This is a genomic window from Hoylesella loescheii DSM 19665 = JCM 12249 = ATCC 15930, assembly GCF_000378085.1.
In the GTDB taxonomy this organism is placed as follows: domain Bacteria; phylum Bacteroidota; class Bacteroidia; order Bacteroidales; family Bacteroidaceae; genus Prevotella; species Prevotella loescheii.
In genome coordinates, this window is record NZ_KB899210.1 from 494,678 (window position 1) to 511,798 (window position 17,121).

The window sequence follows — 17,121 nt, forward strand, 5'->3', positions numbered from 1 at the left end:
CATTTTGTACTGTTTTAAAGCAAAATGAAATGCTTTCTAAAAGTAAGAAAACGACAGAAAAAGGTTTATAATTCAGCGTACAAGTCACTATTAAACATGATATTACGCATACATTTAAGGCAACGAAGAAAAAACATCTCAATATCATCAAAACCATGGCCTACAAGAAGAGGAAACTACCATCAAGATGTATCTCTTCTTCATGAATAAGATATTCTAATGCAATGTCTAATCCCTTTTTGGGTAAATTGAGTTTGTGCAGTTCGGAAATATGGTGGCGTTCGCCATCTTTCAGCAAGTTAAGGATGGCATTTCGGGCCAAGGTTGTTTGTTCATTGCTGGGTTCGGGCGATATGTGCTCCAAACAAACGTCGCATTGTTGGCAGTCCTTATGCCGTTCTTCACCAAAATATATTAAGAGTTGGCGACTTCGGCACACGTCATTGTTAGAGGCGTATGCTTGCATAGCGTTGATGCGAGCAACATATTGCGCCTTGCGGTCTTCGTATATCTCCTTGCTTAACACAACTCGGTCGCCGTCTACCCTATCGCGTAGATAGGTTATAAATGGCGTTTTGCGCTGTGGAATAAAGTTAATGATGTTGCGTTGTGCCAGATTTTTTAGTATCACATACACCTGATGGGTAGTCAGTTCGGCCTCTTGCGCCAGCAAGCTCTCATCTATGTAAACGTAATTGCTGAACAGTCCGCCGTAGTTCCTTAGCAATGCAGTAATCACAGCCTCTTCAAACGCACTTCCCTCATCAAGTCGATACAAGTCGTTACGACCGAGCTTGAACATCACTCGCGCTCTTGCTTCGGGGGCCATCTCGTAATGTATGTAGCCTGCACGTTCCAATATCTGCAATGCCGAATGCGTTTGTACGGGGAAATGCTTGAACGTTCTGCAAAACTTATCTATCTCGAATACGAACGAATAGCCTGCTCCGCTGGCCACACCTATTTGATAATAATAGGCCAAGTCTTCGTACACCTCTTTAACATAGTCTTTTTCGGGGAAGTTTTCAGCCACTCGCTTGTTCAGCTTCTTTCGGTCACTGTTGTTCCAGAGCAATACGGCATAAGCTTTTTTACCATCACGCCCTGCCCTACCTGCCTCTTGAAAGTAGGCTTCAATTGAGTCTGGGCAATCAATATGCACGACCAAACGCACGTCGGGTTTGTCTATGCCCATGCCAAAGGCGTTAGTAGCCACCATCACACGCACCTCGTTCTGTTGCCAACTGTTTTGTCGCTGGTTCTTTACAGCGGGTTCAAGTCCTGCATGATAATAGGTTGCGGAGATATTAGCTGATGAAATGTAACTAGCGATGTCGCTAGCGTGCTTGCGACTGCGTACATAGACGATGGCAGAACCAGCCACGGCGTTGAGAATATGTATCAGTTCGGTATGCTTGTCCATGGTGTCGCGAACGATGTAAGCCAGATTTGAACGCTCGAAACTCATTCGATACACGTTCTTTTGCCTGAAATCCAATCGCTCTTGAATATCATCTATCACTTTAGGTGTGGCTGTGGCTGTTAAGGCAAGTATCGCAGCATCGGGCTTAAGCTTCCTAATCTCGGCAATAGCAAGGTAAGAAGGACGGAAATCATAACCCCATTGGCTGATACAATGGGCTTCGTCTACGGTAACGAAGCTAACGTCCATGTGCTTGAACTTGGTTTTGAAGATGTCCGAAAACAATCGTTCGGGCGACACATATAGAAGCTTTACTCCACCAAAGACACAATTTTCGAGCGTTGTGATTATTTCGCGACGACTCATACCCGAATAGATGGCAGCTGCCTGTATGCCTTTTTGCCGCAGATGGTCCACTTGGTCTTTCATCAGGGCTATCAAAGGGGTTATCACCACGCATACGCCAGGCATCACCAAGGCAGGCACTTGAAAGGTGATAGACTTTCCGCCACCAGTAGGCATCAGTCCAAGCGTATCCCTCCCTTGGGCGATACTCTCGATAATATCGCGCTGTATGCCGCGAAAATCAGGATAGCCCCAATACTCGCGCAACGTTCGTTTAAACTCGTCGTGGGCGGTTTGCTTGGCGTTAGCTTCTTCCATAGGCGATTAAAGGGCGTTGTTCTCGTCTTGTTCCTCGTTCTCGGTAAGCCTAATATCTTCTATTTGTAGTTGTATGTTATTGTGTCTAAATACGTTATCTTCGATGGTATAGGCAATATCAAAGCTGCGTTTCGACTTGATATAGCGAGCCGATGCACTCTGCCCAAAAGCAATTCCATTTACGACATTACTCGATTTGGAGTCGATAAGTTCCAGTTTAATATGCTCTTGTTCGCGTCCTACCACCTTACTTGTACCATAATCGTAAACATTGTTGGTGCAAAAGCGCGGCTTGAGGTTACCGGGTCCGAAGGGAGAAAACTTCTTCAGGTCGTGGTGCATTTTCTTCGTGATGTCCTTAAAGTCTATCATTTCGTCGATATGCAATATGGCCTCGGTCTGTTCGGGCAGTATATGGCTGTCAACATACTGGTGAAAGCGCTCCACAAACCGCGGAACGTCGTCCCATCTCATGGTTAGTCCAGCTGCGTAGGTGTGTCCTCCGAAGTTGATAAGCAAGTCGCGACAACTCTTAATGGCTGAATAGATATCGAAACCCATAACGCTACGGGCCGAGCCTGTGGCAAAATCACCATCGCGCGTGATGACAACGGTTGGTCGGAAGTAAATTTCTGTGAGCCGCGAGGCAACAATACCAATCACGCCCTTCTTCCAATTCTCATCGTATAGCACGATACTCGACTGCTTTTTCTGACTTTCCAGACGCGCAACAATTTGGTTTGCCTCCTCGGTCATCTGCTTGTCTATATCTTTGCGTTGCTCGTTGTATTCGTTAATGTGCTTCGCGCTCTGCAAAGCTACGTTATAATCTTTCTCTACCAATAGCGACACGCTCTCTTTTCCACTCTCCATACGTCCCGACGCGTTGATGCGCGGACCTATTTTGAAAACAATGTCACTCATGGAAATCTCTTTACCAGAAAGTCCACATATGTCTATGATGGCCTTTAAGCCCAAACTAGGGTTTTGGTTGAGCTGTTTCAGCCCGTGAAAAGCCAATATACGGTTTTCTTCTTCCACCTGCACGAGGTCAGCCGCTATGCTAACGGCACATAAGTCGAGCATGGGAATGAGTCGCGAGAAAGGAATACCATTGTTTTTGGCAAAGGCTTGCATGAACTTAAAGCCAACCCCACAACCCGAAAGGTGTTTAAAGGGATAGTTATCATCGGGGCGTTTGGGATTAAGAATGGCCACAGCGGGCGGCATTTCTTCATCGGGTACATGATGGTCGCATATAATAAAGTCGATGCCCAACGTCTTGGCGTAAGCTATTTCGTCGATAGCCTTTATTCCGCAGTCAAGAATGATAACCAATTTTACACCCGAATGATATGCGTAGTCTATGCCCTTGCGGCTAACACCATAGCCTTCTTCGTAGCGATCGGGTATATAATACTCGATGTTAGAGTAGAATTGTTGGAGGAATTTGTACACGAGTGCCACTGATGTGCATCCATCCACATCATAATCACCATACACCATAATACGCTCTTTACGTCCCATGGCATCGTTTAACCTGTCTACGGCTACGTCCATGTCTTTCATCAAAAAAGGGTTGATGATGTCGTTGAGCTGCGGACGAAAGAAACGCTTGGCCGCACTTTCGGTAGTTATGCCCCTACGCATGAGTAATTGGGCAAGAATGGTGCTCATATTGAGCTTCTCGCCCAGTTCCTTTGCCGCAGATTGCAGTTGTGGCGAAAGCGGTTCGTATATCCATCTAAAGTGCATTATCGTGTTGATTTATTGTTTCTTATCCTTAATAGCGGTAGCGTAAACAGGTCGCATATAGTGTGTAAAGTTACAAAATATCTATGACATTCACAGCCGACAAACTGAAAACCTTTGGTTCTTATGCCATGCCAAGCATTGTGCGTCATTACTTGGAAGTTCTAAATCCTTCCATGTTTTCATACCTTCGCGCCATCATTCGTACGTAAACGTTCCGTATCCACAGGCGATGTGTGGCGATACCGATAATTCCTACTACACCAAGACAGATGTAGCTAACCGTGGGTGAACAGAAAATGGTGAGTAGGCCGACAAATACCATGGGCGAAAAGAGGGCCAAAATGGTAACAATCATATACAGGTAGTTTCGCTCCATGTTTCTGCTGGACATGATAGTAGCGTTAAGTTTTTGAGTTCGTTTGTTGTAAACGGCCGACTGGAAGAAAACAAAAAACTGAAATCCTGCTGCAAAAAGAGCGAAGCCCAACAACATAAGTAAACTTGCCTTGCCAACGAACACCATTGGAAGCATCAGCATAAAGGGCACGATAAGTAAGCCACAATACACATAGTACTTGGCTCGTAAAAGCGAATAAATGCTGTTGGGATGCACCATGAACATGTCAATATAGTTACCTTCCATGCTTAACAGCCGCGACAAAACTGAGAGTCCTAAGATGACGAAGTTGTATGAACACCAAAAACGCACCATCCCATCCCCATTGTAGGCATGCGTAAAAGCAATGACAACGCTTAAAAGCGCTATCAGGAAAAAACTATAAATGAACGTTTTGCGCGGATACTTATTGCGAGTAATCAATTTCCACTCCAAACGAGTGTATTCGCCAATCTCTCCGTGCTGCCTGAGAAAGGCTAATCTGTCTTTTCCGTCGACCTTGGTTTCTGCCTTCGCGCTTGTCAACTCTCGCCAAATGGCACGGAATTGCACTTCTCTATTGAGCAAAGTCACCAATATCAGCAGACCAAGAACAATGAGAAGCGGCCATAGCTGACCATCTGACAAGGCAATACCTAATCGCGAATAAAAGAGAAGAAACGACGAAAACGAGCCGCCTTGCCCCAAAATCATGGGTACAGCCATAAGTCCATACACAGCTAAAAGTGCAAATAACCATAACAAGGACTGCGAAACAAGGGTACGGAAAAGCACATAGAGCTGACTATTAAGCAATATGGCTAAACCTAAGAACGCCAAAAGCAGAATGGTTGCAAACAGACCATAGCTGAACACTACTGACATAATGCAATAGGGAACAAAAAGCACATACCACCATGTGTTGCCTAGATTAAAGAGCGAAGCAGCTATAAAGCTTTCAATACATACCTTTCTGGGCAGCGGCAGCAACGTGTATGGCTTAATAATCTGTGCTGGAGTTTGCTGATAGGTGAAACGTATAAAGAGGTCTACCAACAAGATAAAGGGCAAAATGCCCACTGTTATGCCCACAGCATTGGCATCCCCCATATTGTTAACGGCCAAAGACAATACCACTGCAATAAACAACAAGTACGCAAAAGCCATTGTATAACCTATATAAAATAAGTATTTTGCCGAGCGATTGTGCTCATAATCCAAGGCACGACGCATGGATAAGGAGCGATGCTTATATAAAATACGGTATAATTGTAGGCGGTTCATCAGTATAAACGTTACGAAACGAGGGCGTAAATGCTTTTAGGGTTACCTCAAATCTACCACCTCGGCACTGGGAAAATCTTTTGAATTGAAGCTAAAAAGATGGTCGGAGAGATTCTTCTGTTGGAAATTGTTTATCGTAATGGTACTCCATTCTCCTCCACGCTTCATCTTTACTTGCTTTGGCTTGTAAGTGGCATCTACCAAGACATAGATTTCGGGAATGCCTTTATTACCCTTTTCGGCCACTAGATGTACCTGATAGTCGTGCCCCACCTTATTCATCGATAGTTTATAGCCACTTTTATACATATTAATAAAGGTATAGGGGTTCATGGCAGCCTGCTGACTCTCGTTGGGGTTGCTAACGTTCACCTCGTTGGTAGAAGGTAGATAGCTCCATTGCGTTTTGCCATTGAACCACACTGTGGCTTTCGACGTGCGCGCATAGAACTTATTTCCCTTAATAGAGATTGTACCGTTGATGGTACCTATCTTACTGCTCGTCAGTTTAAAGTTAGCCAAAGCCCCACCCTTGTTACCTACAATGGCAGCTGTTTTGTCTAATACTTTGCGGGCTTCGTTATCCGTTTGTGCCTTGGTGGCATTGAAAGCGAACACCGAAAGGCAAATCAATAATAATACTTTTTTCAACATTGCTGCGTTTCCTTTTTATATAGCTTAATGTGATAATAATTCTTAGTAGTGCCGATTGGCACGATATGACGAGTGCAACACCTGACTTACCCTCCTCCACGCAACTTTGCCAATAGGGCGTTAAGCGTGTTTTCGTCGGTGATAAGCACTTCTCTAGGCTTACTTCCTTGTGCTATGCCCACGATACCAGCAGCCTCTAACTGATCCATGAGCCTACCTGCGCGGTTGTATCCGATGGAAAAACGCCGTTGTACCATACTTGTTGAACCTTGTTGTGAGATAACAATGGCGCGAGCTGCTTCCTCAAAATAGGGGTCAAGACTATTCATGTCGGCCGTTCCACCACCACCCATGCCACCGTCTTCGGTGTTCGGTTCGGGTAGTTCCATTGGTTCAACGGGGCCGGGTTGACTTGCAATAAACTGGTTAATGCGCTCAACCTCAGGCGTGTCAACAAATGCACACTGCACACGCACTGGCTCGTTGCCATTGAGGAACAACATATCGCCTCGACCAATAAGTTGATTGGCGCCCGGACGGTCAAGAATGGTACGCGAATCAATCATCGCGCTCACCTTGAAAGCCATTCTTCCAGGGAAGTTGGCCTTGATATTACCCGTAATAATGCTCGTTGTTGGGCGTTGGGTTGCTATCACCATGTGTATTCCAACGGCACGTGCAAGCTGAGCAATACGTGCAATTGGCAATTCAATTTCTTTGCCCGCAGTCATGATAAGATCTCCGAACTCGTCGATAATCACAACGATATAGGGCATGTAGTCATGTCCCTTGGTGAGGTTTAGCTTGTGATTTACATACTTCTCATTATACTCCTTAATATTACGAGCACCTGCAATCTTCAATAAATCATAGCGCGTGTCCATCAATTTGCAAAGACTGTTGAGCGTACGCACCACTTTTGTAACGTCGGTTATGATTGGTTCGTCACTCTCTTCGGGCACTTTGGCTAAGAAATGGTTAACGATGGGCGAGTAAATACTGAACTCCACCTTCTTCGGATCTATCAAAACAAGCTTCAATTCATTGGGATGCTTCTTGTAAAGCAAAGAAGTGATGACGGCATTAAGACCTACCGACTTACCTTGACCTGTTGCTCCGGCCACGAGTAAGTGGGGGATTTTGGCCAAGTCGACCATAAACACCTCGTTGGTGATGGTTTTACCCAATGCCAAAGGTAAGTCCATCTTCGTCTCTTGGAACTTCTTCGAGTTGAGAATGCTCTCCATAGACACGATATTGGGCTTGTTATTTGGCACCTCTATACCAATAGTGCCCTTACCTGGAATAGGTGCGATGATACGGATACCCAGCGCGGCGAGGCTCAGGGCTATGTCGTCTTCAAGGTTTCGTATTTTATTGATGCGCACACCTTCAGCTGGCGTAATCTCATAGAGCGTAATGGTAGGACCAACCGTTGCCTTAATCTCCCTTATCTCAACGCCAAAGTCGCGCAGTACCTTAATAATTCGGTCGTTGTTAGCCTTCAACTCCTCCATATCCACATAGGGTTTGTTGTCGTTGTCGTAGGCTTTCAGCAAGTCGAGTGTGGGATATTTGTATGACAAGAAAGGTTCGAGGGGGTTGATGGGTGTGCTCAACACCTCAGCAGCAGTTAGTTCTCGGCCACTGGCAGTTTCTTCACCCTCTGGAATTTCAACTTTCAGTTGTGTCGAAGGATCGTCAGTTCCATTAAGGGCATTATCAACAGATTTACCAGAAAGAGGCATCTCACCACCTTGATTTCCACCTTTGCCAGTGAGATCGACAACCGTTGGCGACACAACTTCATTACCATCATAGTCATCTTCATCGTCAATGGGCTGTTCTTCTTGTTGTGCTTCAACCTCAACCCCTTCGTCTCTATCATCAGGAACAGTTCGAGTACCATTGTTGGCAATCGTAAATTTCACCTTATTGGTGATATACTTAACTGGGTTTATTGCCTTACGAACAAACGAAACCGTTTCTGCGCTAAGGTAAGTGAGGAACGCCAAGGCCACGATAAACAACAAGGCAGTAAGCCCAGGAGGGCCTATCATGTTCTCGATGTTCTGCACACAATACAGACCATGGTTGCCCCCAGGGTTAAATGTGAGGCTACCTGTAAGTGGGGAGAGGAACTTAGCGAAAGCCACCGAGCACCACACCATGACAATGGAGAGGTAAAAGAAGGTTTTCAACAAATTAACCTTATAGGCACGCGTTAACTTAGCGCCCAACAAGAGTATGAAAACAGGAATGGCAAAGGCTGCAAAACCAAAGTTAAGCGTTATGAGCGTGTAGGCGAGAATTGCACCTATCGAACCACAATAGTTGGTAAATTCCTTGCCCGTATTAAGCCATTCGCCAGGTCGAAGGTCTTCCAAAATACTTTGGTCGGCCTTTCCTGTGGTGAAGAAAGAGAACATAGCCAAAGCCACATACACAGCCAAAAGAATGAGTACGACACCTAGAACGAAGTCAGTTCTTTCGTTGCTTATCTTGAATATGCCACTAAGTGAGAATGTTGAACTTTTCCTTTTTGGCTTACTCTCTGTCTTTCTTTTTACCATCGTTGCTTTTTTAACTGAAAATCAACTGCAAAATTAGCGTAAAAAACCAAGAAAGGCCCATAAAGTCACAACTTTTTTCTAATTTTGCAACACGTTATAACGCGAAGTGGAAATGAGAAAGATTATATATAACAAATTCGATAAGAAAAGCATTGCAGAACTTCCAACCGTCACGTTTCCTGGTAAAACAGTGGTGGTGATGAGTGAAAGCGAGGCAGAGAAGGCTGTAGACTTCCTTCTTAGCAACGACATTTTGGGCGTAGACACCGAAACGCGCCCTTCGTTTAAGAAAGGGGAGTCGCACATGGTGTCGCTATTGCAAGTGTCTACAAGCAACACTTGTTTTCTCTTCAGGCTCAACCACATTGGCATAACCCCTGCTATCTTGCGCCTTTTAGAGAACACAACGGTGCCTATGGTGGGCTTGTCGCTTCACGACGACATGCTCTCTTTGCACAAACGGGTGGGCTTTACGCCAGGAAACTTTATCGACTTGCAAGACCTTGTAGGCGAATTGGGCATTGAAGACCTAAGCCTACAAAAGCTGTATGCCAATCTCTTTCACCAAAAAATAAGCAAAAGACAACGGCTAACAAATTGGGACTCTGATGTTCTTAACGACAAGCAGAAGGCGTATGCAGCGCTAGATGCATGGGCTTGCATCAACTTATATAAGGAAATTTTACGCCTAAAAAATAGTGGCGACTACGAATTGGTTATTAACGAGCAAAACTAACATTTAGCCGTTTTTAGCTAAACGCCTAACCATCACTATCTGGCAATAATAAGGATTATGTACAAATCGATATATCTTAAAAAGGGAAAAGAAGAAAGTTTAAAACGTTTTCATCCCTGGGTGTTCTCTGGCGCCATCAGTCATTTTGCTGAAAAGGGCGAAATTGAAGAAGGGGAAGTGGTACGTGTACTCACCAACGAGGGTGAATTTATCGCCGTTGGACATTATCAAATCGGCTCTATCGCCGTGCGAGTACTGTCTTTCAGGGATGTGGAAATTAACCCCGACTTTTGGAAAACCCGCCTAACCTCGGCCCTAAGCGCTCGTTTGGCCATCGGCATAGCTCACAAAACCGATAACGACACCTATCGACTGGTGCATGGCGAGGGGGACAATCTGCCGGGGCTAATCGTTGATTGCTACGGGAAAACGGCCGTGATGCAAGCCCATAGCGTGGGTATGCACCTCGCCCGACACGAAATTTGTAAAGCATTAGTCGAAGTATTGAGCTCGCACATCGAAAATGTGTACTACAAAAGCGACACCACCCTACCCTTCAAAGCCGAACTGGGACAAGAGAATGAATTTATATATGGCGGTAGCGAAAACAATACCGGCATGGAGAATGGGTTACTTTTCCATGTTGATTGGCTAAAAGGACAAAAGACTGGGTTCTTTATCGACCAGCGCGACAACCGCTCGTTGCTCGAAAAATACGCCATGGGCAAAAGCGTACTCAATATGTTTTGCTACACAGGAGGCTTTTCTGTGTATGCTATGCGTGGTAACGCCAAACTTGTTCACTCGGTAGACAGTAGCGCAAAGGCCATCGAGCTGACCAACCAAAACGTAGAACTGAACTTCCCCAACGACAATCGGCACGAGGCTTTCTGCGAAGACGCGTTCAAATTCTTAAACGCCAACGATAATAAATACGACCTCATTGTGCTCGACCCACCTGCTTTCGCCAAGCATCGCACTGCACTTCACAACGCACTTAAAGGTTATACGCGACTCAACGCAAAGGGCTTCGAGTGCATCAAGCCAGGTGGCCTGCTCTTCACATTCAGCTGCAGCCAGGTAGTCACCAAAGACCAGTTCCGCAATGCTGTGTTCACGGCCGCCGCACAAGCTGGTCGCAAGGTGCGCATCATGCACCAATTGCATCAACCAGCGGACCATCCCATCAACATTTTCCATCCCGAAGGCGAATATTTAAAGGGTCTTGTGCTCTATGTAGAGTAATTTTGCCCCACCATTTCACCTCGTAAAACGTGCATGAAGAAGATAGAACGAGAGGTTAGTCAATACATCGACCGCCACGACTTGTTGTCGCCGAGTGGCCGATATCTCGTCGCCTTGTCGGGCGGAGCCGACAGTGTGGCGCTCTTCCGCATGCTTTTGCGCCTAGGTTATAAGGTAGAAGCGGTGCATTGCAACTTCAAGTTACGCGGTGAAGAGTCGTTTCGCGACGAGATTTTTTGCGAAAACTTGTGCCGAGAACATAGCGTAACCTTTCATACCGTGCACTTCGACACCGCCGAGTACGCCTCCTTGCACAAGTTGAGCATCGAGATGGCCGCACGCGAACTGCGCTACAACCATTTTGAAAAGCTTCGTAACGACCTTGATATGGATGGAATCTGCGTGGCCCACCATAAAGACGACAACGTAGAAACAATACTCATCAACCTCGTAAGGGGCACAGGATTAAGCGGTCTTACAGGTATGACGCCCCAAAATGGATACGTATTGCGCCCTGTGCTCGCAGTTTCGCACACAGATTTGCTGGAATACCTGCAAGCACTAAACCAACCATACGTAACCGACAGCACCAACCTGACTACCGATTTCACACGAAATAAAATCAGGTTAACGCTCGTTCCCCTGCTCGAAGAACTTAACCCCGCTGCCACAGATAATATCGCCAAAACCATAGAGAGGCTTGCCGAGGCAGAGAAGGTTTTCAACCATGCCCTAAAAAAGCATGCAAAAGATGTTATTGTGGTGGAAGAAGAAACGCCAAGATGGCGGTTGGGCATATCAATAGGCAAGTTACAACAAACGCCCTCGCCCGAATACGTGCTCTTTCAACTGATACATCCGCTTGGATTTACACCCGCCCAAATAGAGCAGATAGCACAAAGCCTAGACCAACAAACGGGTACATTGTGGCAGTCTAGCAAGTTTACGTTAGTTATTGACAGGAAAACTTTGCTGATAGAAGAGTCGATTACTGTTGATGAACTAGCTCGAACGATGCGCATTCCCGAAGAAGGTAACTACGTTTTCACCCCTAATGTGCGCATAAAAGTAAGTAAGGGTGTGAACGACGAACACTTTACCCCAAGTAAAATGCCCCATTGCGTGCATCTCGATATGGCCAACATCGCCTTTCCCCTTGCGGTTAGACACATAAGAACAGGCGACCGATTTGTGCCTTTTGGTATGCGAAGCTCTAAATTGGTAAGCGATTTTCTCACCGACAGAAAGCGTTCTTACTTCGACAGACAACGACAGCTAGCCGTGTTTGATGCCAACAATACGTTATTGTGGTTGGTAGGCGAACGCACAGACAATCGTTTTAGGGTAACAGAAAGGACACATGACGTTTTACAACTCGAGTATATAGAGACTCTCTCGCCTAGCGAATCCGCCTTTTAAGCTGTATAACAAAATCCTAAGGCTTACAACTGGTAAGGCGTTCGCTTAATTCGCACAACACCATTACGCCCAATCTCTACGGCAGACTTTTCGCCAAGCAGTGATTGGAAATAACAATCATCAAACCAAAAGACAATGAAAAAGGCTATTGTTATGGGCGCATCGTCGGGCATTGGTTATGCCGTTGCCAAGCGCCTTATTGAAGAAGGTTGGATGGTGGGACTTTCTGCCCGCCGATTAGAACCGCTAGAAACATTAACACAGTTAGCTCCCGAACGGGTGTTTACCCAACGCATCGATGTCACCGACACCGAAGCGACAACGCCCCTATCGCAGCTTATCGCCCGTTTGGGTAGCATTGACCTTTATTTTCACGCCTCGGGCATTGGTAAACAAAACACCTTGCTTGACGAAAGCATTGAGCAAGCCACACTCAATACGAACGTGATGGGCTTTGCACGCATGGTCGACTTTGTTTTTAACCACATGGCCAACAATGGCGGTGGACATATTGCAGTGATTTCATCGGTTGCTGGCACAAAAGGTATTGGTAATGCAGCCTCGTATAGTGCATCTAAAACATTCCAAAACGCCTATATCCAAGCCCTTGACCAATTGGCCATGAAACGCGGTTTAGCCATAAACTTCACCGACATAAGGCCTGGCTTTGTAGACACGCCTATTCTTACAGGCGACAACTACCCCATGTTGATGACTGTTGAACATGTAACCGAACGTATTATGTGGGCGTTAAAACGAAAAAAACGTGTACGAATTATCGACTGGCGATACCGCCTAATGGTTCGTATTTGGCGTATGATACCCAACTGGTACTGGCGAAAAATGAAGATAGGCAAGACCTAATGCAATTGGTCGTCACTGTGGAAGAATAATAAAGACGTAAGATTGTTCGTATGTTTCGTTTGTTTTTATTAAATTTGCAGACGTTTTTCAGGAAACAAATATACAAACACTTAGTTTAATAAAACGATGAATATTAAAGGTGATCAACAGGTTGAGTCTAGGAAACTATTACGAAGAAAGTTGGATTTACTACTTCGCACAGGCAAAATTCTCGTTGAAAGTTCGGCTGACACTAGTCGCATCATGCGCAACATGAAAAGAACAGCCGCCTATTTGGGGCTTAACGAAGAGCATTTGCACATCCATATCACCTACAACATGTTGATGGTAAACCTCAGTGACGGCACCCATTCGTTTTCCAAATTTCAGCGTTGCGACAAGCATGGCATTGAGATGCGCGCCATTTCCGACATCAGCAAGCTATCGTGGAGTGCCATCAAGGAAGACTATTCGTTAGATCGCTACGAAGAAGAACTTAACAAGATTGGCAGTCGCAAACGCAGTTACACCCCCTGGCAGGTAGCCATTGCCGCAGGTTTGGCCTGTGGTGGCTTCTGTATTCAGTTTGGTTGCGATTGGACAGCTTTCTTTTACGCATCTATAGCAGCAACCTTAGGCTTTCGTCTACGCACAAAACTTAACGAGGTTGGATCTAACGGCTACGCCAACATTGCTGTAGCAGCGTTTGTGGCTACCATTTTAGCATGGCTATTAGGCACGTTTGCCAATTCACAATTGGTAGCCAACATGCCCCAATGGCTCGCCACCGCACTACAAACCAGCACCCCATGGCATCCGCTTATGGCTTGTACACTGTTTATTGTGCCAGGTGTACCCATCATTAACTTTGTTAACGATGTTCTAGATAATAACATCGAAGTGGGTATCATTCGTGGCATAAACACCATACTCATCGTCTCTGCCATGGCCTTCGGCATTGTATTGGCCATACGTGTGTGTGGAATAGACAACTTTGTGAAAGATCTAAGTATGATACCCCACCACACTTATTGGGAGTATGCCATAGCTGCCGCCATATCAGCCATGGGTTTTGCCACCATCTTTAATTTTCCCCCAAAGCAATTGTGGATATTGGCCTTGGGCGGAATTGCTGCCGTTTGCACCCGAAACTATATCAGCCTAGGAGACAGTTCGCAAAACATCGGACTCGATTGGGGACCTGTTATCGGTTCGTTAGTAGGCGCGTCGCTCGTAAGTATCATCTATATTAAGGTAGTTCATTGGGTTCATCTGCCCCATCAATGCCTCTCCATACCCACGGTTATACCCATGGTACCTGGCGTTTTGATGTATCGCTGCCTCTTTGCCTTGCTCGATATGCATGGTGTTGTGGGAGAACTAACCAACGCCATGACCAACGGCATACGCGCTTCGCTCATTGTTTTATGCATCGCTATCGGTGTGGCCATCCCCAACATTTTTGCTCGCAAGTGGATTGCACCTAACAGACAGCGCAAACTGAAACGACTGATTGAGGAACGAAAAGCCCGTGGAAAATTTGTCGACCTTACCATGGTAGAAAGCTAAGGCCAACTTAATGGTCGCCAACAAAACTAAAAACTCGCGCGTGGATGTAGTTGCTTCATCTACGCGCGAGTGCATAATGGGGTGTTATGAAGCGCTTCGCACAGGCATACACGCGCGTTATACTTATTGTATTGGCAAAGTCAGAAAAGCTATTTCAAAAACTTTGGAAAACTGTATTCTTAGCAAATTCCCCCTGCTAGACAATCAAATGCCAACCTGCTAAAATGCCTTTGCACACAACTTTCAAAGCTCCCGTCTTGTTACCGCTATGTTGGACTGCTGTTACATGTCGTTTGGAACCCGGCTCCATATCAACTGGAACCCTGTTCCAAGTGACATGGAACAAGGTTACATCTTACATATAACAAAGCGAGAAAAGTAAAAATAGAGTTTAAGAGATAATCTATCGTGTTACAGGAACGATTCTCTAAGATATCCTTTGCAAAAATTTCATCTAACGAAAAACACGACATTCATCTTATTTCAGCTCTAATTGCTCTTGCAAACGGGCAATTTCATCGCGATATTGAGCTGCCTGAATAAAGTCGAGGTCTTTGGCTGCTTGTTTCATTAGAGCAGTTGTATTGGCAATACTCTTCTCCAATTGCTGGCGCGTCATTCGCTCTACAATGGGATCGGCAGCAAAAGCAACGGCATCGGGTTCCACATATCCACCTTCTTGCGAGCGGTAACTCTTCGACGTTTCCACAGTTGGGGCGTTCCCTGTCAGTGCTCCCTTGATGTCTTTCACAATCTGTTGAGGTGTGATATGGTGATCGGCGTTGTATTGCATTTGTATCGTGCGTCGCCTTGCAGTCTCATCTATGGTGCGCTGCATGCTTTGCGTAATGGTATCTGCATACATTATCACCTTTCCGTTCACGTTTCGCGCAGCGCGCCCAGCAGTCTGCGTTAACGAGCGATGACTGCGCAAAAAGCCCTCTTTGTCGGCATCGAGAATGGCGACAAGCGACACTTCGGGCAAATCTAGGCCCTCGCGCAACAGGTTTACGCCCACAAGCACATCGTATTCACCTGCACGAAGTGCGTTCATAATGCGCACGCGGTCGAGTGTAGCTACGTCACTGTGTATGTAATTGGTCTTTACACCATGGTCTAACAAGTATTCTGTCAGTTCTTCGGCCATTCGTTTGGTAAGCGTAGTCACCAAAACACGTTCGTTTTTGTCGCTTCGCTCCAATATTTCGGCCAAAAGATCGTCTATCTGATTTTCACTTGGGCGCACGATTATCTCAGGATCTAGCAGTCCCGTTGGCCTTATCAACTGTTCAACCACTACCCCTTCGGCCTCACCAAGTTCGTAGTCGGCAGGCGTTGCCGACACATATATCACTTGATTGATAAGACTGTGGAACTCTTCGAACCTAAGCGGGCGGTTGTCGAAAGCAGCAGGCAGACGGAAACCAAATTCTACAAGGTTTTGCTTTCGCGCCCTATCGCCTCCATACATACCTCCAAGCTGTGGAACGCTAACGTGGCTTTCGTCGATAATCATTAGATAATCCTTTGGGAAGAAGTCGAGTAAGCAATATGGACGTTGACCTGGCTGCCTGCCATCGAAATAGCGCGAGTAGTTCTCGATACCCGAACAGTGCCCTAGTTCTTTCATCATCTCCATATCATATTCTACCCTTTCTTTAATGCGTTGAGCCTTAATACCATCGCCCAATTCATTAAAGAAATCTATTTGGCTTACCAAATCGTCTTGAATACAACGTATTGCGCGTTCCGTTTGATCTTTGGTGGTGACGAAAAGGTTGGCGGGATATATCTTATAATCGTTAAAACTCTCTATGCGATGATAAGTAAGACTGTCTACCTCTTCAATGCTGTCTATCTCATCGTCCCACCAAGTGATGCGCAACAGATTGTCGCTATAAGCCATGGCTACATCAACAGTATCGCCCTTAACGCGGAAGTTTCCTCGTTGCAGGTCGATATCGTTGCGTACGTAGAGCGAATCTACCAGCTTACGAAGAAACTCGTTGCGGTCGATACGTTGTCCCTTAGATAGCGAAATGATTCCGCTTTCCATGGCAGTAGGACCTCCCATACCATAAATACAGGATACGGACGAAACTACAACCACATCTTTACGGCCTGAAAGCAAAGCCGACACGGCACGCAGACGCAACTTGTCTATCTCATCGTTGATAGCCAAGTCTTTCTCAATATAGGTATCGGTGGTGGGTAGATAGGCTTCGGGCTGATAATAGTCGTAGTACGACACGTAATACTCTACGGCATTATCGGGGAAGAAGCCCTTCATTTCCTCGTAAAGCTGGGCTGCCAAGGTTTTGTTATGGCTCAAAACCAATGTGGGCACGTTGTGCTGGGCAATAACATTGGCCATGGTAAACGTCTTACCAGACCCTGTAACACCCAATAAAACCTGCGACATGTCACCCCTATCCAATCCTTCTGTAAGCTGTCTGATTGCCTCGGGCTGGTCGCCTGTTGGCTTGTATTTCGACGTCAGTTTAAATTCCATATATGCAAAATTACAAAAAAACATTCGCCCAAATAACTAAAAATAGCTTTTTATACTTTGTAAATAAGC

The 17,121-nt window shown here is 45.7% G+C and carries 11 protein-coding genes; 5 read left to right on the forward strand and 6 right to left on the reverse strand.

Going from position 1 to position 17,121, the window contains the following annotated elements; genetic code table 11:
* Positions 1–160 precede the first annotated feature (160 nt).
* The 5 genes from F453_RS0101980 to F453_RS0102000 form a co-directional block, all read right to left on the reverse strand.
* Positions 161–2,086 carry a RecQ family ATP-dependent DNA helicase gene (locus tag F453_RS0101980; RefSeq protein WP_018966491.1) on the reverse strand — a complete coding sequence of 642 codons (1,926 nt, stop codon included), beginning with the start codon at positions 2,084–2,086 and terminating at the stop codon, positions 161–163.
* Positions 2,087–2,092: 6 nt separating this feature from the next.
* Positions 2,093–3,841 (reverse strand): single-stranded-DNA-specific exonuclease RecJ, encoded by a 1,749-nt coding sequence (recJ, locus tag F453_RS0101985; RefSeq protein ID WP_018966492.1) that lies wholly within the window; start codon positions 3,839–3,841, stop codon positions 2,093–2,095.
* A gap of 148 nt (positions 3,842–3,989) precedes the next feature.
* Positions 3,990–5,501: a DUF5687 family protein gene (locus F453_RS0101990; RefSeq protein ID WP_244869402.1), complete on the reverse strand. Its 1,512-nt coding sequence runs from the start codon at positions 5,499–5,501 to the stop codon at positions 3,990–3,992.
* 42 nt (positions 5,502–5,543) lie between these two features.
* The gene (lolA1, locus tag F453_RS0101995) at positions 5,544–6,155 is read right to left on the reverse strand and encodes an outer membrane lipoprotein periplasmic chaperone LolA1 (RefSeq protein WP_018966494.1); all 612 of its coding nucleotides are present in this window, start codon (positions 6,153–6,155) and stop codon (positions 5,544–5,546) included.
* Between the two features lie 86 nt (positions 6,156–6,241).
* A complete protein-coding gene (locus F453_RS0102000) occupies positions 6,242–8,728 on the reverse strand; it encodes an FtsK/SpoIIIE family DNA translocase (RefSeq protein ID WP_018966495.1) in 2,487 nt (828 codons plus the stop codon).
* 112 nt (positions 8,729–8,840) lie between these two features.
* Between F453_RS0102000 and F453_RS0102005 the strand changes: the two genes are divergently transcribed.
* The 5 genes from F453_RS0102005 to F453_RS0102025 all read left to right on the forward strand — a co-directional run bounded on the left by F453_RS0102005 (position 8,841) and on the right by F453_RS0102025 (position 14,540).
* Entirely contained in the window at positions 8,841–9,464 is a 624-nt protein-coding gene (locus F453_RS0102005; RefSeq protein WP_009235601.1) for a 3'-5' exonuclease, read from the forward strand.
* A 57-nt stretch (positions 9,465–9,521) separates the two neighbouring features.
* Entirely contained in the window at positions 9,522–10,709 is a 1,188-nt protein-coding gene (locus F453_RS0102010) for a class I SAM-dependent rRNA methyltransferase (protein WP_009235602.1), read from the forward strand.
* 33 nt (positions 10,710–10,742) lie between these two features.
* Positions 10,743–12,128, forward strand: a complete 1,386-nt coding sequence (gene tilS, locus F453_RS0102015; RefSeq protein ID WP_018966496.1) for a tRNA lysidine(34) synthetase TilS — start codon at positions 10,743–10,745, stop codon at positions 12,126–12,128.
* 135 nt (positions 12,129–12,263) lie between these two features.
* A complete protein-coding gene (locus F453_RS0102020) occupies positions 12,264–12,992 on the forward strand; it encodes an SDR family NAD(P)-dependent oxidoreductase (RefSeq protein WP_018966497.1) in 729 nt (242 codons plus the stop codon).
* Between the two features lie 126 nt (positions 12,993–13,118).
* Positions 13,119–14,540 carry a threonine/serine exporter family protein gene (locus tag F453_RS0102025; protein ID WP_018966498.1) on the forward strand — a complete coding sequence of 474 codons (1,422 nt, stop codon included), beginning with the start codon at positions 13,119–13,121 and terminating at the stop codon, positions 14,538–14,540.
* Between the two features lie 478 nt (positions 14,541–15,018).
* On the opposite strand, the gene uvrB is transcribed toward F453_RS0102025, so the two are convergent.
* Positions 15,019–17,052 carry an excinuclease ABC subunit UvrB gene (gene uvrB / locus F453_RS0102030; protein ID WP_018966499.1) on the reverse strand — a complete coding sequence of 678 codons (2,034 nt, stop codon included), beginning with the start codon at positions 17,050–17,052 and terminating at the stop codon, positions 15,019–15,021.
* Positions 17,053–17,121: the final 69 nt, after the last annotated feature.